The sequence below is a fragment of the Pseudomonas fluorescens genome (genome assembly GCF_001623525.1).
Taxonomy (GTDB): Bacteria; Pseudomonadota; Gammaproteobacteria; order Pseudomonadales; family Pseudomonadaceae; genus Aquipseudomonas; species Aquipseudomonas fluorescens_Q.
Window position 1 is genome coordinate 4381678 of record NZ_CP015225.1, and the last position, 24876, is coordinate 4406553.

The window sequence follows — 24876 nt, forward strand, 5'->3', positions numbered from 1 at the left end:
TGCACCTGGCGCCTTTTTCATTCTTTGCCTGGATATCCAAAAGCCTTGATTCGTCTGCTGAAATTTTTCGGATGGTCCATCGTCGCCGTTTTCTGCGGACTGCTCTTGGGCCTGAGCGGCGCCTTTCTTTACCTTAGTCCGGGATTGCCGTCCGTGGAGGCACTGAGAAGTATTCAGTTGCAGATTCCTTTGCGGGTGTACAGCAGCGACAACAAATTGATCGCCGAATTTGGCGAAATGCGCCGCACGCCGATCCGTTTCGCCGACATTCCCCCCAATTTCATCAATGCGTTACTAAGTGCTGAAGACGATAACTTCGCCAATCACTACGGCGTCGACCCGGGCAGCCTGATGCGCGCCGCCAGCCAGTTGATCAAGAGCGGCCACATCCAGTCCGGCGGCAGCACCATCACCATGCAGGTGGCCAAGAACTTCTTCCTGACCAGCGAGCGCAGCTTCTCGCGCAAGACCACCGAGATCCTCCTGGCCCTGCAGATCGAGCGGCAGCTGACCAAGGATGAAATCCTCGAGCTGTACGTGAACAAGATTTACCTGGGCAACCGCGCCTACGGCATCGAGGCGGCGGCGCAGGTGTATTACGGCAAGTCGATCCGCGACGTGAGCCTGGCACAGATGGCGATGATTGCCGGCCTGCCCAAGGCACCCTCGCGCTTCAACCCGCTGGCCAACCCGGCACGCAGCAAGGAACGTCGCGACTGGATCCTGGGGCGCATGTACAAGCTCGGCAAGATCAGCGAGGCCGACTACACCGCCGCGATCAATGAACCGCTGAACGCCAGCTATCACGTACCGACCCCGGAAGTGAACGCCCCGTATATCGCCGAGATGGCCCGTGCCGAGATGGTTGGGCGCTATGGCAGCGACGCTTACACCGAAGGTTTCCGCGTGACCACCACGGTGCCGAGCAACTTGCAGGAAATGGCCAACACCGCGCTGCACGAAGGCTTGATGACCTACGACCAGCGCCACGGCTACCGTGGCCCTGAATCGCGCCTGCCGGGCAAGACCAAGGAAGCCTGGGCCCTGGAGCTGACCAAGCAGCGCACCATCAGCAGCCTGGAGCCGGCGATTGTCACGTCGGTGGACAAGGACGGCATCAAGGTGCTGACCCGTAACGGCGAACAGGAGGAACACGTGGCCTGGGACACCATGAAATGGGCCCGGCCGTTCCTCAATACCAACAGCATGGGCGCCAACCCACGACAACCGTCCGACGTTGCCCAGGTCGGCGACCTGATCCGCGTCCAGCGCCAGGCGGACAACACGCTCAAGTTCAGCCAGATCCCGGCCGCCCAGGGCGCCCTGGTGTCCCTCGACCCGCAGGACGGAGCCATCCGTTCGTTGGTAGGTGGCTTCGCCTTCGAGCAAAGCAACTACAACCGCGCGTTGCAGGCCAAGCGCCAACCGGGCTCGAGCTTCAAGCCGTTCGTCTACAGCGCCGCCCTGGACAACGGCTACACCGCCGCCAGCCTGGTGAACGACGCACCGATCGTGTTCGTCGATGAATACCTGGACAAGGTCTGGCGACCGAAGAACGACACCAATACGTTCCTCGGCCCGATTCGTCTGCGCGAGGCGCTGTACAAATCCCGCAACCTGGTATCAATCCGCCTGCTGCAGGCATTGGGCGTGGACCGCACCATCGACTACATCAGCAAGTTCGGCTTCAACAAGCAGGACCTGCCGCGAAACCTGTCCCTGGCCCTGGGCACCGCGACCTTGACGCCGATGGAAATCGCCACCGGCTGGAGTACGTTCGCCAACGGCGGGTACAAGATCACTCCGTACATCATCGACAAGATCGAAAGCCGCAACGGCGAGACGCTGTTCGTCGCCAACCCGCCACGCGTTCCCACGGGTGAGCAGGCCAGCGATGGCCTCGCCGCTCCATCCACCGAGACGTTCACGGTCAATGCGACGCCGGGCGAAGCCACCACGGCCCCAGGCCTGCCCCAGGCGCCCGCCATCGCGGAACGCATTGTCGATGGCCGCACCACCTACATCCTCAACAGCATGCTGCAGGACGTGATCAAGCTCGGCACCGGCCGTCGCGCCCTGGCCCTGGGCCGCACCGACCTGGCGGGCAAGACCGGTACCACCAACGAATCCAAGGACGCCTGGTTCTCCGGCTACAACGCCGATTACGTGACCACCGTCTGGACCGGTTTCGACCAACCCGAAAGCCTGGGTCGCCGCGAGTTCGGCGGTACCGTGGCGCTGCCGATCTGGATGAGCTACATGGGCGCCGCCCTCAAGGACAAGCCGCCGCACACCCAGCCGGAGCCGGAAGGCATCCTCAGCCTGCGGGTCGATCCGGTCAGCGGCCGAGCGGCCACGCCGGGCACCCCAGGGGCGTACTTCGAACTGTTCAAGAGCGAAGACACCCCGCCATCGGTCAACGAGCTGGGCAATGGCGTCGCACCGGGCAGCCCGCTGCCAGCGGACGAAGCGGCGCCGATCGATCTGTTCTGACCGGTCTCATCCAAAAGCCCCGCCTTCGAAAGAAGTGCGGGGCTTTTTTTATGCCGCGCAAGGCCCCTGTGGCGAGGGGATTTATCCCCGCTGGGCTGCACAGCAGCCCCAAATCCAGACTGCGCGGAACAATACATGAAACCGCGTCAGCCAAATTACGACTGCTACGCAGCCGAGCGGGGATAAATCCCCTCGCCACAGGTTGTCGGCTTGCCCAGCAACGGGTTTCCATCCATAAAATCCAGACAAAAAAAAACCCGACTCGCAAGAGCCGGGGTTTTTCGTTGAAGCGCTACAACGGCTTAGCCGTTGAACACATCATCCACGCTCTTGAGCGGGTAGTTCTTCGGATACGGCAGGGTCGCCACGCCAGTCTCGATAGCGGCCTTGGCCACGGCGTCGGAGATCAGGGTGATCAGGCGGGCGTCCATTGGTTTCGGGATGATGTACTCACGACCGAATTCCAGCTTGATGCCGCCGTAGGCGTCGCACACTTCCTGAGGCACCGGCAGCTTGGCCAGTTCGCGCAGGGCGTTGGCGGCCGCGACTTTCATTTCTTCGTTGATGCGCTTGGCGCGAACGTCCAGGGCACCGCGGAAGATGAATGGGAAGCCCAGTACGTTGTTGACCTGGTTCGGGTAGTCCGAACGGCCGGTGGCCATGATCACGTCGTTGCGAGTGGCGTGAGCCAGTTCCGGGGCGATTTCCGGGTCCGGGTTCGAGCAGGCGAACACGATCGGGTTCGGCGCCATGCGCAGCAGGTTTTCCGGGCTCAGCAGGTTCGGACCCGACAGGCCGACGAACACGTCGGCACCGTCCAGCGCGTCCGCCAGGGAGCGCTTGTCGGTCGCGTGGGCAAACACGGCCTTGTACTGGTTCAGGTCGTCACGGCCGGAGTGGATCACGCCGGTACGGTCGACCATGAAGATGTTTTCGATCTTGGCGCCCATGCTCACCAGCAACTTCATGCAGGAGATGGCCGCAGCGCCAGCGCCGAGGCAGACGATCTTGGCTTCCGGCAGGGTCTTGCCGGCGATTTCCAGGGCGTTGATCATGCCGGCCGCAGTAACGATCGCGGTGCCGTGCTGGTCATCGTGGAATACCGGAATGTCGCACTGTTCGATCAGGGCGCGCTCGATCTCGAAGCACTCAGGTGCCTTGATGTCTTCCAGGTTGATGCCGCCGAAGGTAATGGAGATGCGCTTGACGGTGTCGATGAAGGCTTGCGGGCTCTCGGAATCGACTTCGATGTCGAATACGTCGATACCGGCGAAGCGCTTGAACAGCACGCCCTTGCCTTCCATGACTGGCTTGGAAGCCAATGGGCCGAGATTACCCAGGCCGAGAATCGCGGTGCCATCGGAAATGACTGCAACCAGGTTGCCTTTACCGGTGTATTTGTAGGCCAGTTCAGGGTCGCGAGCGATTTCGCGGACTGGTTCGGCTACGCCGGGGCTGTAGGCCAGCGACAAGTCGCGAGCAGTAGCGGTGGCCTTGGTGAGCTCGACACTCAGCTTCCCTGGACGAGGATTAGCGTGATATTCGAGAGCGGCAGTTTTCAGATCAGACATGTGGGCATTCCGCTTTTTACTGTGTTGGACAGACGGACCGCCGAGGATACGCGCCTCGCAAAGTCCCCACAAGACTGACCAGTCACTGCTGTCAAGCGCCCTGCCCTACGACTTTGGGCCAAGAGCCACGAAACACAAGGGCCACATGCATACAATCCACCGACTAAATGTCTACAATTTTTTCTCACAAGACCGCTTGCAGCATGGCAGGATCGGTCAGCGGCAACATCCATCGCGCCTGCCCGGCCTTGTGGCCGCCGCGTCGGGCGCGATCGACGACCCAGCCACGGGCCTCGATTTTTCGGCCCTTTAGCCGCTTCAGGGCCGAGGCGTCGAAGCGTCTTTGCACACCGGGCGCAATGTGCAAGACAACTGCCCCCTGCAATTCAATCCAGATGCCTCCGCGATTGCGCTGCACGTTTTCGACACGTCCGCTCATCAGCACAAAACCGGGCGCATTGATTTGCTCCGCTCGCACGACGGGCGATTTTTTCCAGAGGCCGAATCCGGCTTGCCGCGCATGACGTTCAGCCATTTGCTGGCATCTGACCAGGTCGACGTTCGGCGCGACCGCCACCAGAAACCCCAGCCCCTCGGCAATCAACCGTTCCTCGAGGTTCTCGCCCTGGGCGTTGTAGACATGGGCCAGTGTGCGACCGTAATCATCGTGGTCATCCTTGCCAGGCAACACGCCCACCCGGCCATCACTGGCGGCTACCAGGGCTTCGAGTCGCTGACGTGCCGCCACGGCGAACGGTTCGTCGGCGCGGCCTCGCTTGCCCAGCTCAGGGCTGTTGAGACCGATCATCCGAATGCGCCGGCCATCCTCCAGGTACAAGGTATCGCCGTCCACCACCCGTTGCACCGCCACTTGGGGCAGGTTGCCCGGCGAAGGACAGGACGCCTGGGCACCACCGAGGCAAATCGCGGACACAAAAAAGGCGCCCGCAAGGGACGCCTTTTTCATCAATCTGGAGCGGTCGGGACGACCATCCAAAATGATCAGCCTCAGGCTTTTGGAGTAACTTTGCCGAAAGCACCGAAACGATCGGCGAACTTCTGAACACGACCGCCGGTATCCAGAGTCTTTTGCTTGCCGGTGTAGAACGGGTGGCATTCGTTGCAAACGTCGATCGCCAGGGCTTTGCCGTAGGTCGAACGCGTTTCGAACTTGTTGCCGCAGCTGCAGGTTACGGCAATTACTGGGTATTCCGGATGGATATCGGTTTTCATGCTGTTTTCCTCAGGCTAGCGTGCCGCCACCCAACACTATTGTTGAATACCGCACGTAATTAGGCCGCGGATTCTACCAGACAACATCAATCACGCAAGCTATGACTTGTACCAACCGTCTGCTAGGCTCGCGGCCTCAAGCACAATCCCTGTGGGAGAGAGCTTGCTCGCGATAGCGGTGGGCCAGTTGCAGTGATGCTGGCTGTGCCACGGCCATCGCGAGCAAGCTCGCTCCCACATTGAATCGTGTTCAGCCTTGCGAACTTGTCCGCCTATCGAGATCCCCCGCGTGCCCGACGCCATCCTGCGCCTCGCCCTGCCTTCGCCGCTGCGCCGCCTGTTCGACTACCGCGCCCCGGCCGGAGTCCTGCGCGCCCAGTTGCAGCCGGGCATGCGCCTGCGGGTGCCGTTCGGCCGGCGGGAGATGATCGGCATCCTGGTGGAGGTCACCGACCACAGCGAGGTCCCGGTCGACAAGCTCAAACCAGCCCTGGCCCTGCTCGATGCCACGCCACCACTGCCCGCCGCGCTGTTCAAGTTGTGCCTGTGGACGTCCCAGTATTACCAGCACAGCCTCGGCGACACCCTGAGTTGGGCGCTGCCGGTGCTGCTGCGCCAGGGCGAACCGGCCGAGGCGCGCCAGGAGCGGTTCTGGTCGGTGGCGCCCGGCGCCTCGCTGGACGATCCACGCATCGCCCGCGCCCCGCGCCAGCGCGAGGCCTTGGCGACCCTGGCCCAACATCCCCACGGCGTGGCACACCAATTGTTGAGCAAACTGATGCTCAGCAAGGACAGCCTGGACCTGTTGCTGGCCAAGGACCTGGTCCAGGTGGAAATACGCAGGCACGCCCCCGGCGCCCGCCATGAACATTGGCTGGCCCAGCCGGAACTGCCGCTCAACACCGAACAGCGGGCCGCTTGCGAGGCCATTCGCGCAGGCTTCGACAGTTATCACGCCTTTCTCCTGGCGGGCGTCACCGGCAGCGGCAAGACCGAGGTCTACCTGCAACTGATCCGTCAGACCCTGGAGGCCGGCAAGCAGGCGCTGGTGCTGATTCCGGAAATCAACCTCGGCCCGCAAACCCTGGCGCGCTTCGAACAGCGCTTCAACGCCCGGATCGCCCTGGTGCACTCAGCGGTCAACGACCGCGAACGCCTGGAGGCCTGGCTCGCCGCCCGGGACGGCGAGGCCGACATCATCATCGGCACCCGCTCGGCCCTATTCACGCCAATGAAGAACCCCGGCCTGATCATCATCGACGAAGAGCACGACGGTTCCTATAAACAGCAGGAAGGCCTGCGCTACCACGCCCGCGACCTGGCGCTGGTGCGCGCCCGCCAGGAAAACATTCCCATCGTGCTCGGCTCGGCAACCCCGTCGCTGGAAAGCCTGCACAACGCCTACACCGGCCGCTACGGCCTGCTGCGCCTCAATGAGCGGGCCGGCGGCGCCAAGCAACCGCGCTTCCTGCGCCTGGACGTGAAAAGCCGCCCGCTGGACAGCGGTATTTCCGGGCCGATGCAGCAAGCCATCGGCCAGACCCTGGCTGCCGGGCAACAGGTCCTGGTGTTCCTCAATCGCCGCGGTTTTGCCCCGACCCTGTTGTGCCACGACTGCGGCTGGATGTCTGGTTGTGAGCGTTGCGATGCGCGGATGACCGTGCATCAACGCCATGGCGAGTTGCGTTGCCACCACTGCGGCCACGCCGAACGCGTGCCCAGGCATTGCCCGCAGTGCGGCAAAGTGGACTTGCGCCCGGTCGGTGCCGGCACCGAACGTGCCGAAGAACGGCTGGGCATTCTGTTCCCCGATTACCCGGTACTGCGGGTGGATCGCGACAGCACTTCGCGCAAAGATGCGATGAACCAGTTGTTCGCGACGATCCAGAAGGGCCAGCCGTGCATCCTGGTGGGCACGCAAATGCTCGCCAAGGGGCACCACTTCCCACGGGTCACGCTGGTGTCGATCCTCGACGCCGATGGCGGACTGTTTTCCGGTGATTTCCGCGCCAGCGAGCGCATGGCGCAGTTGATCGTCCAGGTCGCAGGCCGGGCCGGGCGGGCCGAGGAGCCGGGCAAAGTGATCATCCAGACCCACCTGGCCGATCATCCGTTGCTGATCCAACTGACCGAGCAAGGTTATTTCGCCTTCGCCGAACAGGCCTTGAGTGAACGGCGCAGCGCCGGCCTGCCGCCTTTTGCCCATCTGGCGCTGTTGCGGGCTGAGGCCCACAAGCCGGGGCAGGCCGAAGCGTTCCTTGATGAAGCCTGCAGCGAGGCCGAGCGTTTGCTGGCGGAGCAGAACCTCACCGGCATCGAACTCTTGGGCCCGGTGCCGGCGCCGATGGAACGGCGGGCGGGACGCTATCGAGCCCAGCTTTTATTACAAGCCAATGCCCGGGCGCCGTTGCATCGGCTATTGAGCGCCTGGCTACTGGTGCTGGAGCAGCTGCCCAGTGGACGCGCGGTGCGTTGGTCGCTGGATGTGGATCCGGTGGATTTGTACTGAATAAGCAGATCGCAAGCTTTGTCCCCTGAGGGACCGAGTGCATCCAGGCCAGCAAGAATAATCACCACTGAGCCCCAACCGACCCGCTACAGTTGGCAAGCTCGTCCGGGCCACGGATAATGCCCAGTTTTTCCACCAGCGCATCGAAGCGCCGCCGCGCCTGCGGTTGAAAGAGAAGACCATGAAAGACACCATTCGCCAGCTCATCCAGCAAGCCATCGCCCAACTCGTCACTGAAGGTGTGCTGCCAGAAGGCCTGTCGCCGGCGATTCAGGTCGAAAACACCCGCGACAAGACTCACGGCGACTTCGCCAGCAACATCGCGATGATGCTCGCCAAGCCGGCCGGCATGAAACCGCGGGACTTGGCGGAGAAAATCATCGCCGCGCTGCCGGCCGACGAGAACGTCAGCAAGGCCGACATTGCCGGCCCCGGGTTCATCAATTTCTTCCAGAACACCCAGGCCCTGGCCTCGCGCCTGGACGCGGCCCTGGCTGACGAGCGCATTGGCGTGCGCAAGGCCGGTCCGTTGCAGCGCACCGTGGTCGACCTCTCGGCCCCCAACCTGGCCAAGGAAATGCACGTCGGCCACCTGCGCTCGACCATCATCGGCGACGGCGTGGCGCGGGTCCTGGAGTTTCTCGGCGACACCGTGATCCGTCAGAACCACGTTGGCGACTGGGGCACCCAGTTCGGCATGCTGATGGCCTACCTGCAGGAAAACCCCATTACCAGCGACGAACTGTCGGACCTGGAGAACTTCTACCGCGCCGCCAAGCAACGCTTCGACGAGTCGCCCGAGTTCGCCGACCGTGCCCGGGGCCTGGTGGTCAAGCTGCAAGCCGGCGACGCCGAGTGCCTGGCGCTGTGGAGCAAGTTCAAGGACATCTCCCTGTCCCACTGCCAGAAAATCTACGAGTTGCTGAACGTCAAATTGACCATGGCCGACGTGATGGGCGAAAGCGCCTACAACGACGACCTGATCAACGTGGTCAACGACCTCAAGGCCAAGGGCATGCTGGTGGAAAGCAACGGCGCCCAGTGCGTGTTCCTCGACCAGTTCAAGACCGCCGATGGCGAGCCGTTGCCGGTGATCATCGTCAAGGCCGATGGTGGCTATCTCTACGCCACCACCGACCTGGCAGCCGTGCGCTACCGTAACAGCGTGCTCAAGGCCGATCGGGTGCTGTACTTCGTCGACCAGCGCCAGGCTCTGCACTTCCAGCAAGTGTTCGAAGTCGCACGCCTGGCCGGTTTCGTGACCCATCCAATGGAGATGGAGCACATGGGCTTCGGCACCATGAACGGCGCCGACGGCCGCCCATTCAAGACCCGCGATGGCGGCACGGTAAAACTGATCGACCTGCTGACCGAAGCCCAGGATCGCGCCTACACCCTGGTCAAGGGCAAGAACCCGGACCTGGCCGAGGACGAACTGCGCAACATCGCCAAGGTGGTGGGCATCGACGCGGTGAAATACGCCGACCTGTCCAAGCACCGCACCAGCGACTACAGCTTCAACTTCGACCTGATGCTCAACTTCGAAGGCAACACCGCGCCGTACCTGCTGTACGCCTACACCCGCGTGGCGGGGGTGTTCCGCAAGCTCGGCAAAAGCTTCAATGAAGTGGACGGCCAGATTGTGCTCGAGGCCCCTCACGAACAGGAGCTGGCGGCGAAGCTGGCGCAGTTCGGTGAAGTGTTGAATAACGTCGCCGACAAGGGCACGCCGCACACCCTGTGCGCCTACCTGTACGATGTCGCCGGCCTGTTCTCCAGCTTCTACGAGAACTGCCCGATCCTCAACGCGCAAACCCCAGAGCAAATGCAGAGCCGCCTGCGCCTCGCCGCGCTGACCGGGCGTACGCTCAAGCAAGGCCTGGAACTGCTGGGCCTGGAAACCCTGGAGCGCATGTAAGTTGGCAGCCAAGAAAAAACCTGCACCCAAACGCGGCGCCAGTCGTTACCAGCCTCCAGCCAAAAAACCGATTCCGGGCTGGTTGTGGATGGCCATCGGCCTGACCGTCGGCGCTTTCATTGTGTTTCTGATGAAGCTGGAGCCGGGCCAGGGCGATGACGTCAAGCGCGTCCGGCAAGAGCAGCAGAAAGCCACGCGGATCGCCGAGGCCAACAAGACTCCGCCGAGCCCAACGCAACCGGTGAAGCCGAAGTACGACTTCTACACCTTGCTGCCGGAATCGGAAGTCATCGTGCCGCCCGAAGCCGTACCGGAGAAAACCCTGCCGACGCCGCAAGTGCCCACCACGCCGGTGACCCCGGCCGAAGCGGCGAAGATCGACACCGCCCGCGCCCAGGCGGCCCTGGCCGGCATCACGCCGCCGCCCGCCCCACCGGTGCAGAAAGCCGCGCCGGTGACGAAGTTCTTCCTGCAGGCCGGTTCGTTCCGCAAGGAAGCCGACGCCGACAAGGTCCGCGCGCAGATCATTCTGCTGGGTCAGTCCGTGGCGGTGGAGTCCGGCACCGTGAAGGACGAAACCTGGTACCGGGTACTGGTCGGGCCGTTCAGCAACCGCGAAGAACTGACCAAGGCCCAGAAACAATTGGCCGGCAGCGGTTTCAGCAACCTGTTGTTACAACAACGCCAGAGCCGCTGATCTCGTCAAGGACACCTGTGGCTGTGGGGCTTTTGTGGCGAGGGAGCTTGCTCCCGCTGGGCTGCGCAGCAGCCCCAACAGCTTGGGACCGCTACGCGCTCCAGCGGGAGCAAGCTCCCTCGCCACAGTGAATGCCTTTGCCACAAACCTGATCGGCAACCCGGGACACCACTCGTCCCCTCCCCCACCCCACAGTTGAAAAACCCCGCGCCACCCCCATATGAGTTCCATCCGGGCATTTTCGCCCCGCTGCGTGGAGACTCTCCCTTGACCACCATCGTTTCAGTCCGCCGTCATGGCAAAGTCGTCATGGGCGGCGACGGCCAGGTTTCACTGGGCAACACCGTGATGAAAGGCAACGCGAAGAAAGTCCGCCGCCTGTATCACGGCGAAGTCATCGCCGGTTTCGCCGGGGCCACTGCCGACGCCTTCACGTTATTCGAACGTTTCGAAGGCCAACTTGAGAAACACCAGGGCCACCTGGTCCGAGCCGCCGTGGAACTGGCCAAGGAATGGCGCACCGACCGCTCCCTGAGCCGCCTCGAAGCCATGCTCGCGGTCGCCAACAAGGACGCCTCCCTGATCATCACCGGCAACGGCGACGTCGTTGAGCCCGAAGACGGCCTGATCGCCATGGGTTCCGGCGGTGCCTACGCCCAGGCTGCGGCCAGTGCCCTGCTGAAAAAAACCGACCTGTCGGCTCGTGAGATCGTCGAGACTGCCTTGGGCATTGCCGGCGACATCTGTGTCTTCACCAACCACACCCAGACCATTGAGGAGCAGGACCTCGCGGAATAAGCCTGCCCAGGCGAACCACGCCACGGCCCATTCTTGCTTGAGGACCACCCATTATTATGTCCATGACTCCCCGCGAAATCGTCCACGAACTCAACCGCCATATCATCGGCCAGGACGATGCCAAGCGCGCCGTCGCCATCGCCCTGCGTAACCGCTGGCGCCGGATGCAATTGCCCGAAGAACTGCGCGTCGAAGTGACCCCCAAGAACATCCTGATGATCGGCCCGACCGGTGTCGGTAAAACCGAAATCGCCCGGCGCCTGGCCAAACTCGCCAACGCGCCGTTCATCAAGGTCGAAGCCACCAAATTCACCGAAGTCGGCTATGTCGGCCGCGACGTCGAGTCGATCATCCGTGACCTGGCCGATGCCGCCATCAAGCTGCTGCGCGAACAGGAAATCACCAAGGTCCGCCACCGCGCCGAAGACGCCGCCGAAGAGCGCATCCTCGACGCCCTGCTGCCACCAGCGCGCATGGGCTTCAACGCCGACGCCGCCGCGACCCAGGACTCCAACACCCGCCAACTGTTCCGCAAGCGCCTGCGCGAAGGCCAGCTGGACGACAAGGAAATCGAGATCGAAGTGGCCGAAATGGCCGGCGTCGATATTTCCGCGCCGCCAGGCATGGAAGAGATGACCAACCAGTTGCAGAGCCTGTTCGCCAACATGGGCAAGGGCAAGAAGAAAAACCGCAAGCTCAAGGTCAAGGAAGCGCTGAAACTGGTGCGCGACGAAGAAGCCAGCCGCCTGGTCAACGAAGAAGAGTTGAAGGCCAAGGCGCTGGAGGCGGTCGAGCAACATGGCATCGTGTTCATCGATGAAATCGACAAGGTCGCCAAGCGCGGCAATGTCGGCGGTGCCGATGTGTCCCGCGAAGGTGTACAACGCGACCTGCTGCCGCTGATCGAAGGCTGCACGGTCAACACCAAGCTGGGCATGGTCAAGACCGACCATATTCTGTTCATCGCCTCCGGTGCGTTCCACCTGAGCAAGCCGAGCGACCTGGTGCCAGAGCTGCAGGGTCGCCTGCCGATCCGTGTCGAGCTCAAGGCGCTGACGCCGGAAGACTTCGAACGCATCCTCAGCGAGCCCCACGCGTCCCTGACCGAACAGTATTGCGCGCTGCTCAAGACCGAAGGCCTGAACATCGAGTTCACCCCGGAAGGCATCAAGCGCCTGGCCCAGATCGCCTGGCAGGTCAACGAGAAGACCGAGAACATCGGTGCCCGTCGCCTGCACACGTTGCTCGAACGCCTGCTCGAGGAAGTCTCGTTCAGCGCCGGCGACCTGGCGAGCGCCCACAACGAAGCGCCGATCCTCATCGACGCCGAGTACGTCAACAGCCACCTGGGTGAATTGGCGCAAAACGAAGATCTGTCGCGGTATATCCTGTAGGCCACACGATGTGTGAGCGGGCTCCTGTGGCGAGGGAGCTTGCTCCCGCTGGGTCGCGAAGCGGCCCCAAAAACCCGACGCCGCCGCTTATCCGGCGGATTATCGGGAGTCTTTTGGGAGGGCTTCGCCCTCCAGCGGGAGCAAGCTCCCTCGCCACGGATCGCTCATGCAAGGCGTCACGAAACGGACGATCTGCCATGACCAAACTCCCCACCGCCATCAACCTGCACAAAGCCTCCAAGACCCTGACGCTCAAATACGCGCCGGACGAGGAGTATCACTTGCCCGCCGAGTTCCTGCGGGTGCACTCGCCTTCCGCCGAAGTCCAGGGCCACGGCAAACCCATCCTGCAATACGGCAAGCTCAACGTTGCACTGATCAAGGTCGAACCGGCCGGCCAGTACGCACTGAAACTGACCTTCGACGACGGCCACGACAGCGGGCTGTTCACCTGGGACTATCTCTACCAGTTGGCGGTGCGTCAGGAAGACTTGTGGAACGATTATCTTGGCGAACTCAAGGCCGCCGGAAAAACCCGCGACCCGGACGAGTCCGTCGTCAAGCTGATGCTCTAACTCAGGGGCTGGCGCTTTAGGGCGATTTTTCTAGACTCATCTGCTTGAATGCCCGCGCAGCAACGTCAATGACTGGCCTGCTTGCGAAAAAAATTAAACTCGGGTAACCAATGGAGCTGGCAAGTTACCTGCAAAGGAACCGCCGAGTTCCTGGCATACGTTTCCTCATTGGCCCTCGATGCGGAATTAATGGTCACCCGAGCAGCGTACCTGGTATTGGCTGTGTGGCTTCATGGCACGATCCGGGTACTCGTCTGAAGGACAATGGAGCGTCGTAGATGAGCAACAAGAACAACGATGACCTGAAGTATCAAGCCTCGGAAAATACCCTGGGGTTGAATCCCGTCGTCGGCTTGCGCAGGAAAGATCTGCTGGCCTCTGCCCGCATGGTGCTGACCCAGGCCATCAAACAACCGCTGCACAGCGTCAAGCACGTCGCCCATTTCGGCGTCGAACTCAAGAATGTCCTGTTCGGCAAATCCGAACTGCAGCCGGCCGGCGACGACCGTCGCTTCGCTGACCCGGCGTGGAGCCAGAACCCACTCTACAAACGCTACTTGCAAACCTACCTGGCGTGGCGCAAGGAGCTGCACGCCTGGATCGACGACAGCAACCTCTCGCCCGCGGACATCAGCCGCGGGCATTTCGTGATCAACCTGATGACCGAAGCCATGGCCCCGACCAACTCGGCGGCCAACCCGGCAGCAGTCAAGCGCTTCTTCGAAACCGGCGGCAAGAGCCTGCTCGATGGCCTGTCCCACCTGGCCAAGGACCTGGTGCACAACGGCGGGATGCCGAGCCAGGTCGACATGGGCGCGTTCGAGGTCGGCAAGAGCCTGGGCGTGACCGAAGGCGCCGTGGTGTTTCGCAACGACGTGCTGGAGCTGATCCAGTACCGCCCCATCACCGAGCAGGTCCACGAGCGACCGCTGCTGGTGGTGCCGCCACAAATCAACAAGTTCTATGTATTCGACCTGAGCCCGGACAAGAGCCTGGCGCGCTTCTGCCTGCGCAGCAACGTGCAGACCTTCATCGTCAGTTGGCGCAACCCCACCAAGGAACAGCGCGAGTGGGGCCTGTCGACCTACATCGAGGCGCTCAAGGAAGCGGTGGACGTGGTCACGGCCATCACCGGCAGCAAGGACGTGAACATGCTCGGCGCCTGCTCGGGCGGCATCACCTGCACCGCGCTGCTGGGCCATTACGCCGCCCTCGGCGAGAAAAAGGTCAATGCGCTGACCCTGCTGGTCAGCGTGCTCGACACCACCCTGGACACCGACGTGGCGTTGTTCGTCGACGAACAGACCCTGGAAGCGGCCAAGCGCCATTCCTACCAGGCCGGTGTACTCGAAGGTCGCGACATGGCCAAGGTGTTCGCCTGGATGCGCCCCAACGACTTGATCTGGAACTACTGGGTCAACAATTATCTGTTGGGCAACGAGCCGCCCGTGTTCGACATCCTGTTCTGGAACAACGACACCACGAGGCTGCCGGCGGCGTTCCACGGCGATCTCATCGAAATGTTCAAGAACAATCCACTGATCCGTCCCAATGCACTGGAAGTGTGCGGCACGCCCATCGATCTCAAGCAGGTCACCGCCGACATCTTCTCCCTGGCCGGCACCAACGACCACATCACGCCGTGGAAGTCCTGCTACAAGTCGGCACAGCTGTTTGGCGGCAAGGTGGAGTTCGTACTGTCGAGCAGCGGCCATATCCAGAGCATCCTCAACCCGCCAGGCAACCCCAAGTCGCGCTACATGACCAGTGATGACATGCCAGCCAAGGCCGAGGACTGGCAGGAGAATTCAACCAAGCACACCGACTCCTGGTGGCTGCACTGGCAGGCCTGGCAGGCCGAGCGCTCGGGCAAACTGAAAAAAGCCCCGACCGTGCTGGGCAACAAGGCCTACCCGGCCGGTGAAGCGGCGCCCGGCACTTATGTGCATGAAAGATAGCTGCAAGCTTCAAGCGCCTTAACTTGCAGCTTGAAACTTGAAGCTTGATGCTGCTTTTCCACTTCTCCACCCCAGGGCTTGAGCATGCCGCAACCGTACATCTTCCGTACCGTCGATCTGGATGGCCAGACCTTGCGCACCGCGGTACGTCCCGGCAAGCCTCACTTGACGCCGCTGCTGATTTTCAACGGCATCGGCGCCAACCTCGAGCTGGTGTTCCCGTTCATCCAGGCCCTGGACCCGGACCTGGAAGTCATCGCCTTTGACGTACCCGGTGTCGGCGGCTCATCGACGCCCAACCGGCCGTATCGTTTTCCTGGCCTGGCCAAACTCACCGCGCGAATGCTCGATTACCTGGACTACGGGCAGGTCAATGTGATCGGCGTGTCCTGGGGGGGCGCCCTGGCCCAGCAGTTCGCCCATGACTACCCCGAGCGCTGCAAGAAGCTGGTACTGGCGGCCACGGCGGCCGGGGCGGTGATGGTGCCGGGTAAACCGAAGGTGCTGTGGATGATGGCCAGCCCCCGGCGCTACGTTCAACCTTCCCATGTGATACGTATCGCCCCACTGATCTACGGCGGTTCGTTCCGTCGCGACCCGAGCCTGGCGGCCAGCCATGCGGCCAAGGTTCGTTCGGCGGGCAAGCTCGGTTATTACTGGCAACTGTTCGCCGGCCTGGGCTGGACCAGCATCCACTGGCTGCACAAGATCCACCAGCCGACCCTGGTGCTGGCTGGCGACGATGACCCGCTGATCCCGCTGATCAACATGCGCATGCTGGCCTGGCGCATTCCCAACGCCCAATTGCACATCATCGATGACGGCCATCTGTTCCTGATCACCCGGGCCGAGGCGGTGGCGCCGATCATCATGAAATTCCTGGAGGAAGAACGTCAGCGTGCGGTGATGCATCCGCACCCCTCACCACTGGGCGGCTGAAACCGCCCATTAGCGCCTGGCAGGACGCCGGACCGCGCAGCGACCCGAAACAGCGACTATGTTGTCTGGTTCGGTGTGTTTGTTTTTAGCCTGATGACGAAGGAGTTGACTCATGCGCGACAAACCGGCGAAGGGTTCCATGCCCGCCCCTGCCAGCTTCATCAACGCACAAAGTGCGGTCACCGGCCTGCGTGGCAGGGACCTGCTGTCCACCTTGCGCAGCGTTGCCGTACACGGCTTGCGCAACCCGGTGCACAGTGCCCGGCATGCGCTGAAGCTGGGCGGTCAACTGGGCCGAGTGCTGCTGGGGGAGACCCTGCACCCCACCAACCCCAACGACCAGCGTTTCGCCGACCCCACCTGGCAGCTCAATCCGTTCTACCGCCGCAGCCTGCAGGCCTACCTGAGCTGGCAGAAACAGGTGACGAGCTGGATCGACGAAAGCACCATGAGCCAGGATGACCGCGCCCGCGCCCACTTCGCCTTCGCCCTGCTCAACGACGCCGTTTCGCCGTCCAACACCTTGCTCAACCCGCTGGCGGTCAAGGAGCTGTTCAACTCCGGCGGCACCAGCCTGGTTCGAGGCCTCAGCCATCTGGTGGATGACCTGCTGCACAACGACGGGTTGCCGCGACAAACCACGCCCCATGCCTTTGAAGTCGGCAAGACCCTGGCAACCACCCCTGGCGCGGTGGTATTTCGCAACGAATTGCTCGAGCTGATCCAGTACCGGTCCATGAGCGAAAAGCAATACGCCAAGCCGTTGCTGATCGTGCCGCCGCAGATCAACAAGTTCTATATTTTCGACCTGAGCCCTTCCAACAGCTTCGTCCAGTACGCCCTGAAAAACGGTTTGCAAGTTTTCATCATCAGTTGGCGCAACCCTGACGTACGCCACCGTGAATGGGGCCTGTCCAGCTACGTCGAGGCCGTGGAAGAGGCCATGAACGTCTGCCGGGCGATCACCGGCGCCCGCGAGGTCAACCTGATGGGCGCCTGCGCCGGAGGCATGACCATCGCCGCCCTGCAAGGCCACCTGCAAGCCAAGCGCCAGTTGCGTCGGGTCGCCAGTGCCACGTACCTGGTGAGCCTGCTGGACAGCCAGATCGACAGCCCGGCCACGCTGTTCATCGACGAGCAGACTCTCGAAGCCGCCAAGCGCCGTTCCTACCAGAAAGGCATCCTCGATGGCCGCGACCTGGCCCGGGTGTTTGCCTGGATGCGCCCCAACGATCTGATCTGGACTTACTTCATCAACAACTATCTGCTGGGCAAGGAGCCGCCGGCCTTCGACATCCTCTACTGGAACAACGACTGCACCCGCCTGCCGGCGGCTTACCACGGCGACCTGCTGGACTTCTTCAAGCACAACCCACTGACCCATCCCGGCGGTCTGGAAGTGTGCGGCACACCTATCGACCTGCAGAAAGTGACGGTGGACAGCTTCAGTGTGGGCGGCATAAATGACCACATCACACCGTGGGACGCGGTGTATCGCTCGACCCTGTTGCTCGGTGGCGAAAAACGCTTCGTGCTCTCCAACAGCGGCCACGTCCAGAGCATCCTCAACCCGCCGGGCAACCCCAAGGCCAACTTCATCGAAAGCGCAAAATTGAGCAGCGACCCACGGGCCTGGTACTACGACGCCAAACACGTCGAAGGCAGCTGGTGGACCCAATGGCTGGGCTGGATCCAGGAGCGTTCCGGCGCCCAGCACGAAACCCAGATGACCTTGGGCAACGCGAACTACCCGCCTCTGGACGCAGCTCCCGGTACCTATGTTCGCGTGCGCTGAAGCACCTTACCCCACGGCCAGGCGATTGGCCGTGGCATGACTTGATCATTAAGAAGACCGGATGAAAACCCGCGACCGCATCCTTGAATGTGCCCTGCAATTGTTCAACGAAAAGGGCGAGCCGAACGTCTCCACCATGGAAGTTGCCAACGAAATGGGCATCAGCCCGGGCAACCTCTATTACCACTTTCATGGCAAGGAACCGCTGATCCTCGGGCTATTCGAGCGATTCCAGGGCGAACTGGCGCCGCTGCTGGACCCTCCGGCGGACGTGCAGTTGGCGCCAGAAGACTACTGGCTGTTCCTGCACTTGATCGTCGAACGCCTGGCCCAGTACCGCTTTCTGTTCCAGGACCTGTCGAACCTGGCCGGGCGCCTGCCGAAGCTGGCCAAGGGTATCCGCCAGTTGCTCAATGCCCTGAAGCGCACCCTCGCCTCACTGCTGGCGCAGCTCAAGGCCCAGGGTTTGCTGATCAGCGATACCCAGGCCCTAGGGCAGCTGGTGGAGCAGATCACCATGACCTTGCTGTTCTCCCTGGACTATCAGCGGATCCTCGACCGTGAAGGCGAGGTTCGGTTGGTGGTCTACCAGATCATGATGCTGGTGGCCCCGCACCTGCCGCCCGCGACCAAGGTGGCGACTGAGCAACTGGCGTTGCGCTACCTGGAAGAACACGAGTAACGCAGTGTGACGCTCGCCCCATGCTCTGCGGGGGATGCAGCCCGAGACGCTCCGCGTCTCAAACAGCGGAACGCAGAGCGTCCCTGGAGGCATTCCCACGCGGGAGCGTGGGAACGAACGCCCGGCCTTCACAGGCCGGGCGTTTTTGCATGTCCCGCAGAATCAGGACTGGGTGGTAGGCGTCGTTGGAGCCGGCGCTGGAGTTGGCGTGGCGACCGGGGTCGGAGCGGCGGCGGAGTTCGCCGTGCTCGTCGGGGTCGCCGGTTTGGCGGCCGCGGTTGGCGCCTTCGGTGCAGCGGCTTTCGGCGCGGCCGGTTTTTTCACGGCCGGTTTTTTCGCCGCAGCAGGTTTGGTCGCTTTTGCCGCAGGCTTGGCCGCGGGTTTCGCTGCCGGTTTGGCCGCTGCCGTTTTAGCCGCGGGTTTGGCCGCAGGCTTGGCTGCCGCTTTGGCCGCTACCGGTTTGGCCACCGCCTTGGCAGCAGGCTTGGCCGCAGCAGTTTTAGCCGCGGGCTTGGCTGCTGCTTTCGCCGCAGGTTTGGCGGCGGTTTTTGCCGCAGCCTTGACCAATGGCTTGGCCGCCGTTTTAGCGGCCGGCTTGGCCGCTGCAGTCTTGGTCGCCACGGGTGCGACTTTGGCGCCGGTGAGTTTTTCGATCTGCTTGGTCAGGGTGTCGACCTTGCTGTGCAGTGCCTTGACTTCATTACGGCTCGGCACACCCAGGCGCGAGATCGCACTGTTCAGGCGCTTGTCGAAAGCCCCCTCCAGTTCGTCCCATTTGCCCAGTGCACGATCCTTCACGCCACCGATTCGCGACTTGGCGGACTCGGCAGAGCCCTTGGCTGCATCGACTTGTTTGCCGACGGCCGTCTTGGTGAGTTTTTCGGCCTTTTCGCCGTCCTTAACCAGGGACTCGAAGAGCTTGCTGCCGTCAGTGTCGATCTTCGAGTACACGCCTAAACCAGCAAGCCAGATTTTGCGGGAATACTTTTCAATCTTCCCGGCCCACGAGCTGCCCTCTTTTTCTGTGATTTTTTTGCCAGCCATCCCGTTCTCCTTAATGTTTACGCGCGACACGTTCGAGCAATGCTGTCAGCTCATCGAGCTTAGCAGAGAGTGTCTCAACGTCATGTTTAGACGGAATGCCGATACGATTCAAGGCACTTGCAACACGGGCATCGAATACCTTCTCGACTTTATCGAGTTGTACTTCAACCCGGGCCTTGAAAGTATTGACGTCGCTCTTGGCTTCAATCAATTCGCTGTTGGCCGCTTCAAGTTTTCCGGCAATTTTCTTTTTGCCTTTGGTTTCAATAACTTCGCCAGCCTTTACCAACTCCTGAAAGTACTCGCTGCCTTCCTGGCCGACCTTCGTGTAGGCGCCCAGGCCCGCCAGCCAGATCTTGCGCGCGTACGTTTTCACGTCGCTGAGCGTGGAAGATTCAACGTCGGTTTTTTTCTTCAGAATAACTTTGGCCATGGTGCACCTCACTCGAAAATGGTTTGAGGAACTGCCCGCACACGGTCGGGCTCAGGCACAAAGTAGTGACAATAATTAGAAACGGCACCCTAACAACTGACACAAACCTGAGGGCGATGACTTTCCCTGTGGTAGCGAGCTTGCTCGCGATTGCATTGGGTCAGTCACATCGACGTTGACTGATACTGCGTAATCACGAGCAAAGTCGCTCCCACAGGGAAAGGTGGTGATCTTGAGTGCTGTACTTCCCTTCTTTCGTCGATCAAGCCAACGCTTTATCCAGCGCCTTTTCGATTTCCGTCTTGATCGTGCCGCTCATGGCCGACATCAACATGCCCAGTTCCACATCGACGCGGATCGAGTCCTCGCCAACATGCACTTCGCCCTTGACCCCGGAACGCTTGAGTTTCAGGGTGTCGCCCTCCCACTGCGGCTCCAGGCCATAGCTATCGGACAACTTCTGCGCCAGCTTGTCGGCTTTCTCTCGTGCCGCTTCCTTGCCCAGGCCATGGGCACGCTCAACCGTTATACGGGCCATCGGGTGACTCCTGTTTTATCGGGACTTGCCTGAACGTTTCAGACCCTGCCTGCGTCAAAACGTCCCGGCGGTCGCCCATCTTACCTTCAGCCTTGCCAAGACAAAGCCCTCCACCGGGATTAGAATGTCCCGCATTCTTTTTTGGTGACCGCGATATGACTGATCAGCGCAAAGGCAGCGATGCCGAACCCACCACTCACTTCGGCTTCAAGAACGTGCCGGAAAGCCAGAAAGCGGAAAAAGTCGCTGAGGTTTTCCACTCCGTAGCCGCCAAGTATGACTTGATGAACGACCTGCTCTCGGGCGGCATGCACCGCCTGTGGAAGCGTTTCGCGATCGAACTGTCAGGCGTGCGCAGTGGTAATCGCGTACTGGACATCGCCGGCGGCACGGGCGACCTGACGAAGAAGTTTTCCCACATCGTCGGGCCGACCGGCCAAGTCGTCCTGGCCGACATCAACGAATCCATGCTCAAGGTCGGTCGCGACCGCCTGCTGGACCTGGGCGTGGCCGGCAACGTCGAGTTCGTCCAGGCCGACGCTGAAAAGCTGCCGTTCCCCGACAACCATTTCGACTGCGTAACCATCGCCTTCGGCCTGCGCAACGTCACCCACAAGGAAGATGCCCTGCGCTCGATGCTGCGCGTGCTCAAGCCCGGTGGCCGCCTGCTGGTGCTGGAGTTCTCCAAACCGACCAACGCGCTGATGTCCAAGGCCTATGACGCCTACTCGTTCGCCTTCATGCCGCTGATGGGCAAGCTGATCACCAACGACTCGGAAAGCTATCGCTACCTGGCCGAATCGATCCGCATGCACCCGAACCAGGAAACCCTGAAGTCGATGATGGTCGAGGCCGGTTTCGACCGCGTGACCTACCACAACATGACCGCAGGCATTGTCGCCCTGCACCGCGGTATCAAGCCCTGATGCTGCTCACCGGCCTGCTTGCCAGCGTTGAACTCGGCCTCAACCGGGTGTTGCGCCTGGACAGCACGGCGCTCGCGCGCCTGGCGCACTTGAGCGGCAAGGTGATTGCCGTGGACTGCCGCAGCCCGACGTTGCGGTTGTTCATCCTGCCCAGCGACGAGGGCCTGATGCTCGCTGCGCACTGGGAGGCCGAGGCCGACTGCACGCTGCGCGCACCGGCGTCGAGCCTGCTGAACCTGGCCCTGGGCAAGGACAAGACCGCGGTGCTGCACAGCCCCGACGTGGAGCTCGACGGCGACAGCGGCGTACTGCTGGAGCTGGCGGCGATTCTCCAGGACCTGGAACTGGACTGGGAATACGAAGTGTCTCGCTGGATCGGTCCGGTGGCGACCCAATTGCTCAGCGGCCATTTGCGCAGCCGCAGCCGCTGGTATCGGCAAGGGTTCGCCAGCCTGGGGCAGAATCTGAGTGAATACCTGGCCGAAGAATCGCGTACCCTCGTAGGCCAACGCGAAGCACAAGCCCGTTTTAATGAACTGGACCAGATCAAACTTGACCTGGAACGTCTCGAGGCGCGTTTCGAGCGCCTTTCCCGATCCCTTGAAACCAAGCGATAACGCATGAAGCTGCTTGCCGTCCGCCGTTTGTTGCGCATCCAGCGCGTCGTGATCCGCTACCGCCTCGATGACCTGCTGTTCGCCCTGCCGTTGCCCTGGTTTCTCCTGGCCCTGCGCTTCGTGCTGCCGTGGCGCTGGTTTCCCCGGCGAACGCTGGACTTGAGTCGCGGTGCGCGCTTGCGCCTGGCCTTGCAGGACCTGGGGCCGATTTTCATCAAGTTCGGGCAAATCCTTTCGACCCGTCGCGACCTGTTGCCCGAAGACATCGCCGATGAACTGATGCGCCTGCAAGACCGCGTGCCGCCGTTCGATTCCAAGGTGTCGGTGGCGCTGATCGAGGAACAACTGGGCAAGAAGATCAGCGAAGTCTTCAGCCGTTTCGACGTCGAACCCCTGGCCTCGGCCTCCGTCGCCCAGGTTCACGCCGCACAACTCAAGAGCGGCGAAGAAGTGGTGGTCAAGGTCATCCGCCCAGGCCTCAAGCCGATCATTGCCCAAGACCTGGCGTGGCTGTTCATCCTCGCCCGCGCCGCCGAGCGGTTGTCAGCCGATGCCCGCCTGCTGCACCCGGTGGACGTGGTCCAGGACTACGAAAAAACCATCTACGATGAACTTGACCTGCTGCGCGAGGCCGCCAACGCCAGCCAGCTGCGTCGTAACTTCGAGGGCTCGCCGCTGCTCTATGTGCCGCAAGTCTATTGGGACTGGTGCCGGCCGAAAGTATTGGTGATGGAGCGTATCTACGGCATCCAGGTCACCGACCTGGCGACCCTGGCCGACCAGCGCACCGACATGAAACTGCTGGCCGAACGCGGCGTGGAAATCTTCTTCACCCAGGTGTTTCGCGACAGCTTCTTCCACGCCGACATGCACCCAGGCAACATCTTCGTCAGCACCGTGCAGCCGTGGAGCCCGCAGTACATTGCCATCGACTGCGGCATCGTCGGTAGCCTGACCCCTGAAGACCAGGACTACCTGGCGCGTAACCTGTTCGCCTTCTTCAAGCGTGACTACCGTCGCGTCGCCCAGCTGCACATCGATTCGGGCTGGGTGCCGGCCGAGACCAAGCTCAACGAATTCGAAGCGGCGATCCGTACCGTGTGCGAACCGATCTTCGAAAAACCGTTAAAAGACATTTCCTTCGGCCAGGTACTGATGCGCCTGTTCCAGACCGCGCGACGCTTCAACATGGAAGTCCAGCCACAGTTGGTGCTGTTGCAGAAAACCCTGCTGAACATCGAAGGCCTCGGCCGCCAGCTATACCCGGACCTCGACCTGTGGAACACCGCCCAGCCGTTCCTCGAACGCTGGATGCGCGAGCGCGTCAGCCCCAAAACCTTGCTGGGCAACGTGCAAAGCCAGTTCGAGCAGCTCCCGCACCTGGCCAACATGACCCGCGACCTGCTCGAACGCATGTCACAGCCCCACGCCCACGACCCGGCGCCCCCGTGGCAACGACGCAAGGACGATTGGCTGTTGCGCCTGCTGGGCGCAGCTCACCTGGGTGGCGGCGCCGTGCTGGCGACCGGCGGGCCGCTGAGCCAGCTGGGTCACTGGCCCGCCGGTATCATGATGGTGGTCGGTCTGTATCTGGTCGTTCGCCGATAGCAGGAATCAGCCGCAAGCTTTAAGCTGCAAGCCACAAGCTCCATACATACATAAATCTGCTTTTTACTTGCAGCTTGAAGCTTAAAGCTTGCCGCTGCCGTCAGGACTCAAGATGAAAAACTGGCAGGACGAGATCAAATGGGACGCTGACGGCCTGGTGCCGGCCATCGCCCAGGATCACAAGACCGGGCGTGTGCTGATGATGGCCTGGATGAACCGCGAAGCGCTGGCCCTGACCGCCGCCGAGAACCGCGCCATCTATTGGTCACGTTCCCGTGGCAAGCTGTGGCGCAAAGGTGAAGAGTCCGGGCACGTGCAGCACCTGCATGAGATGCGCCTGGACTGCGACGGCGACGTCATCATCCTGATGGTCGAGCAAGTCGGTGAGATTGCCTGCCACACCGGCCGTCAAAGCTGCTTCTATCGCGTCTTCGAGAACGGCGACTGGAAAATCGTCGACCCGGTGCTCAAGGACCCGCACGCCATTTATTCAGGACATACGCATGAGTGACACCCTGACCCGCCTGGCCCAGGTGCTGGAAGAGCGCAAGGGCGCCGCGGCCGACAGTTCCTATGTCGCCAGCCTGTACCACAAGGGCTTGAACAAGATTCTGGAGAAAGTCGGCGAAGAGTCGGTCGAGACCATCATCGCCGCCAAGGACGCCGCCATCAGTGGCGATTGCAGCGACGTGATCTATGAGACCGCCGACCTGTGGTTCCACAGCCTGGTCATGCTGGCCCAACTGGGGCAGCATCCGCAGGCCGTACTGGATGAACTGGACCGTCGCTTCGGTCTGTCCGGGCACGTCGAGAAAGCCTCGCGCCCGTCCGCCTGATCAATTTTTGAGAGGAGTAGCCACATGGGTATCTTTGACTGGAAACACTGGGTCGTCATCCTGGTCGTCGTGGTGCTGGTGTTCGGTACCAAGAAACTGAAAAACCTCGGCACCGATGTCGGCGAGTCGATCAAGGGCTTTCGCAAGGCTATGAACGACGACGAAAAACCGGCCGACCCGTCGGCGGCTGCTAGCCAACCGGCGCAGCCGACCCAACCGGTACACCCCCAGGCCAGCCAGCCTGTGAACGCGCCGCACACCATCGACGTGCAGGCACAGAAAGTCGAAGAGCCCGTCCGCAAAGACTCGTGA

The 24876-nt window shown here is 61.9% G+C and carries 22 protein-coding genes and 1 pseudogene; 17 read left to right on the forward strand and 6 right to left on the reverse strand.

The annotated features are described in order from the left end of the window. Positions 1–48: 48 nt before the first annotated feature. On the forward strand, positions 49–2493 hold the full coding sequence (locus TK06_RS18805) for a penicillin-binding protein 1A (protein ID WP_170862058.1): 2445 nt from the start codon (positions 49–51) through the stop codon (positions 2491–2493). Positions 2494–2795: 302 nt separating this feature from the next. On the opposite strand, the gene TK06_RS18810 is transcribed toward TK06_RS18805, so the two are convergent. From TK06_RS18810 to rpmE, 3 genes are all read right to left on the reverse strand, one after another. Further along, positions 2796–4064, reverse strand: a complete 1269-nt coding sequence (locus TK06_RS18810) for a malic enzyme-like NAD(P)-binding protein (RefSeq protein WP_063323308.1) — start codon at positions 4062–4064, stop codon at positions 2796–2798. 184 nt (positions 4065–4248) lie between these two features. After that, on the reverse strand, positions 4249–5031 hold the full coding sequence (locus tag TK06_RS18815; RefSeq protein ID WP_063323309.1) for a thermonuclease family protein: 783 nt from the start codon (positions 5029–5031) through the stop codon (positions 4249–4251). Between the two features lie 41 nt (positions 5032–5072). Further along, the gene (gene rpmE / locus TK06_RS18820) at positions 5073–5297 is read right to left on the reverse strand and encodes a 50S ribosomal protein L31 (RefSeq protein ID WP_003196965.1); all 225 of its coding nucleotides are present in this window, start codon (positions 5295–5297) and stop codon (positions 5073–5075) included. 289 nt (positions 5298–5586) lie between these two features. Between rpmE and TK06_RS18825 the strand changes: the two genes are divergently transcribed. The 10 genes from TK06_RS18825 (at position 5587) to TK06_RS18870 (ending at position 18562) form a co-directional block, all read left to right on the forward strand. After that, positions 5587–7806, forward strand: coding sequence for a primosomal protein N' (locus tag TK06_RS18825; RefSeq protein ID WP_063323310.1), 2220 nt, complete (start codon positions 5587–5589; stop codon positions 7804–7806). A 181-nt stretch (positions 7807–7987) separates the two neighbouring features. After that, a complete protein-coding gene (gene argS, locus TK06_RS18830) occupies positions 7988–9724 on the forward strand; it encodes an arginine--tRNA ligase (RefSeq protein WP_063323311.1) in 1737 nt (578 codons plus the stop codon). Position 9725: 1 nt separating this feature from the next. Next, on the forward strand, positions 9726–10421 hold the full coding sequence (locus tag TK06_RS18835; protein WP_063323312.1) for an SPOR domain-containing protein: 696 nt from the start codon (positions 9726–9728) through the stop codon (positions 10419–10421). A 267-nt stretch (positions 10422–10688) separates the two neighbouring features. Beyond that, the gene (hslV, locus tag TK06_RS18840) at positions 10689–11219 is read left to right on the forward strand and encodes an ATP-dependent protease subunit HslV (RefSeq protein WP_003196958.1); all 531 of its coding nucleotides are present in this window, start codon (positions 10689–10691) and stop codon (positions 11217–11219) included. Positions 11220–11275: 56 nt separating this feature from the next. Beyond that, a complete protein-coding gene (gene hslU / locus TK06_RS18845) occupies positions 11276–12613 on the forward strand; it encodes an ATP-dependent protease ATPase subunit HslU (protein ID WP_063323313.1) in 1338 nt (445 codons plus the stop codon). Between the two features lie 197 nt (positions 12614–12810). Next, on the forward strand, positions 12811–13188 hold the full coding sequence (locus TK06_RS18850; protein ID WP_063323314.1) for a gamma-butyrobetaine hydroxylase-like domain-containing protein: 378 nt from the start codon (positions 12811–12813) through the stop codon (positions 13186–13188). 278 nt (positions 13189–13466) lie between these two features. Beyond that, positions 13467–15146 carry a class II poly(R)-hydroxyalkanoic acid synthase gene (gene phaC / locus TK06_RS18855; RefSeq protein WP_063323315.1) on the forward strand — a complete coding sequence of 560 codons (1680 nt, stop codon included), beginning with the start codon at positions 13467–13469 and terminating at the stop codon, positions 15144–15146. Between the two features lie 84 nt (positions 15147–15230). Then, positions 15231–16085 (forward strand): poly(3-hydroxyalkanoate) depolymerase, encoded by an 855-nt coding sequence (gene phaZ / locus TK06_RS18860; RefSeq protein WP_063323316.1) that lies wholly within the window; start codon positions 15231–15233, stop codon positions 16083–16085. A 112-nt stretch (positions 16086–16197) separates the two neighbouring features. Then, on the forward strand, positions 16198–17880 hold the full coding sequence (gene phaC / locus TK06_RS18865; protein ID WP_063323317.1) for a class II poly(R)-hydroxyalkanoic acid synthase: 1683 nt from the start codon (positions 16198–16200) through the stop codon (positions 17878–17880). A 61-nt stretch (positions 17881–17941) separates the two neighbouring features. Then, a complete protein-coding gene (locus TK06_RS18870; RefSeq protein ID WP_063323318.1) occupies positions 17942–18562 on the forward strand; it encodes a TetR/AcrR family transcriptional regulator in 621 nt (206 codons plus the stop codon). A gap of 162 nt (positions 18563–18724) precedes the next feature. Here TK06_RS18870 and TK06_RS18875 read toward each other — a convergent pair whose 3' ends face one another. The 3 genes from TK06_RS18875 to TK06_RS18885 all read right to left on the reverse strand — a co-directional run bounded on the left by TK06_RS18875 (position 18725) and on the right by TK06_RS18885 (position 20577). Beyond that, positions 18725–19606, reverse strand: a complete 882-nt coding sequence (locus TK06_RS18875; RefSeq protein WP_063323319.1) for a phasin family protein — start codon at positions 19604–19606, stop codon at positions 18725–18727. 10 nt (positions 19607–19616) lie between these two features. Next, positions 19617–20039 carry a phasin family protein gene (locus TK06_RS18880; protein ID WP_003196940.1) on the reverse strand — a complete coding sequence of 141 codons (423 nt, stop codon included), beginning with the start codon at positions 20037–20039 and terminating at the stop codon, positions 19617–19619. 262 nt (positions 20040–20301) lie between these two features. Further along, positions 20302–20577, reverse strand: a complete 276-nt coding sequence (locus TK06_RS18885) for a polyhydroxyalkanoic acid system family protein (protein WP_063323320.1) — start codon at positions 20575–20577, stop codon at positions 20302–20304. A 155-nt stretch (positions 20578–20732) separates the two neighbouring features. Here TK06_RS18885 and ubiE point away from each other — a divergent pair, with 155 nt between their 5' ends. From ubiE to TK06_RS18915, 6 genes and pseudogenes are all read left to right on the forward strand, one after another. Then, entirely contained in the window at positions 20733–21503 is a 771-nt protein-coding gene (gene ubiE / locus TK06_RS18890; protein ID WP_003196937.1) for a bifunctional demethylmenaquinone methyltransferase/2-methoxy-6-polyprenyl-1,4-benzoquinol methylase UbiE, read from the forward strand. Next, positions 21503–22127 (forward strand): annotated as a pseudogene (locus TK06_RS18895) (ubiquinone biosynthesis accessory factor UbiJ). The gene ubiE and the pseudogene TK06_RS18895 overlap by 1 nt, the downstream one beginning before the upstream one ends. Continuing rightward, entirely contained in the window at positions 22124–23728 is a 1605-nt protein-coding gene (gene ubiB / locus TK06_RS18900; RefSeq protein ID WP_063323321.1) for a ubiquinone biosynthesis regulatory protein kinase UbiB, read from the forward strand. The pseudogene TK06_RS18895 and the gene ubiB overlap by 4 nt, the downstream one beginning before the upstream one ends. A 112-nt stretch (positions 23729–23840) precedes the next feature. Then, entirely contained in the window at positions 23841–24239 is a 399-nt protein-coding gene (gene hisI / locus TK06_RS18905) for a phosphoribosyl-AMP cyclohydrolase (RefSeq protein WP_063323322.1), read from the forward strand. Further along, a complete protein-coding gene (locus TK06_RS18910; protein ID WP_003186671.1) occupies positions 24232–24564 on the forward strand; it encodes a phosphoribosyl-ATP diphosphatase in 333 nt (110 codons plus the stop codon). Before hisI ends, TK06_RS18910 begins: the two co-directional genes overlap by 8 nt. Before the next feature lie 24 nt (positions 24565–24588). Further along, positions 24589–24876, forward strand: coding sequence for a twin-arginine translocase TatA/TatE family subunit (locus TK06_RS18915; RefSeq protein ID WP_063323323.1), 288 nt, complete (start codon positions 24589–24591; stop codon positions 24874–24876).